The organism is Arthrobacter sp. TB 26 (assembly GCF_000427315.1).
GTDB lineage: Bacteria > Actinomycetota > Actinomycetes > Actinomycetales > Micrococcaceae > Arthrobacter.
In genome coordinates this window covers 6981-8294 of record NZ_AUPJ01000552.1, presented here as the reverse complement: position 1 = coordinate 8294, position 1314 = coordinate 6981, and the positions used below count along the sequence as shown (strand labels likewise).

Below are 1314 nucleotides of genomic sequence, written 5' to 3'. Positions count from 1 at the left end.
CTCGGGGCGCTTTGGCGGAGTTGTTGGCGCCCTGGGGAGCTTCCTCAGAAAGGCCTTGCTTGTCGGAAACAATCGTCATGCGGTGGTACTCCTCAGATCTCGAGGTTAACGGGTCCGGCGGCTGCCGAGACACACGTCTGGATTAGTTGGCCGGGCTCGCCATGGACTTCGTCCGTGCGCAGGTCACGAACCTGTCCGGCCCGGAGCGGGATGAGGCAGCTGTGGCAGATGCCCATGCGGCAACCGCTCGGCATCAGGACGCCGGCGTCCTCGCCGACGTCGAGCAGGGGGGTGTCACCGTCGGCGTCGACTTCGCGGTCCGAGGCCTCGAAGGTGACCAGGCCGCCGTCGTGCCCCGCGCCGCCGGCGAGCTTGGTGCTGAAGCGTTCAATGGTGAGGGTGGCTTCCGGCGATGCCTCGGCGGTTGCGGTCTCGGCTTCCCAGAGCGCCTCGGCGTCGTCCAGGAAGCTTTCGGGGCCACAGGCGTAAGCGGCGCGCTGGCGCCAGTCCGGGCAAAGCTGTTCCAGCCCCGCGGCGGAGCTGAAGTCCAGCCGTCCGCGTTCCCCGGTGAACCAGTGGATGACGCGGAGGTTGGGGAACTGGTCCGCGAGTTCGGCCAGTTCCTCTCGGAAGATCGCGTCCGCCGGGGTCCGGGCAGTGTGGATGAGGACGACGTCGGAGTCCGGCCGGTGCGGAACGAGCGTGCGGATCATCGACATGACCGGGGTGATGCCGCTGCCGGCGGTGAGCATCAGCAAAGGGCGCGGGTGCTCCGGAAGGACGAAATCGCCCTGCGGCGGCGCCAGGAAGAGCACGTCGCCGGGCTTTGTGTTGCGCACGAGGGTGCCGGAGACGGCACCCATGTCACTGACGGTGATGGCCGGGTCTTTGCCGGCGGGGGCGCTGAGCGAGTATGACCGCCAGTGGCGGACACCGTCGAGCTCGACGCCGATGCGGGCCCACTGGCCGGCAAGGTGCGCTTGCCAGCCGCGGCCGGGACGGAAGAAAATGGTGGCGGAATCGGCCGTTTCTGGAACCACCCGAGTGACCACGCCGCGCAATTGGCGGGCGGAAAACACAGGATTGAAAAGCGACAGAATGTCTTCTGGAGCTAGGGGGGTGGTCAGTAGAGATGCGGCGCGCGCCAGCTTACGGAGCCGGATCATCTTTCAATCTTATGTCAGACAGGGTCATACTTCTTCACCCAAGGCATACGATCGAGGTGAATAAACTATCTCCCCGCAACAACTTATTGGAACCGGCCTCATGAACGCATCCCCGACGGGCACCCCCGCTCCTTCCTCCTACGACCCG

1 protein-coding gene is annotated in these 1314 nt (G+C 65.9%); it reads right to left on the bottom strand.

Annotated features, from left to right (window positions below):
• Positions 1-92: 92 nt before the first annotated feature.
• The gene (locus K789_RS0121680; RefSeq protein ID WP_024368571.1) at positions 93-1166 is read right to left on the bottom strand and encodes a ferredoxin reductase; all 1074 of its coding nucleotides are present in this window, start codon (positions 1164-1166) and stop codon (positions 93-95) included.
• Between the last annotated feature and the right edge of the window lie 148 nt (positions 1167-1314).

Coding starts and splice junctions, on each gene's coding strand:
- K789_RS0121680 (WP_024368571.1), bottom strand. CDS start 1,166: ATGATCCGGCTCCGTAAGCTGGCGCGCGCCGCATCTCTACTGACCACC.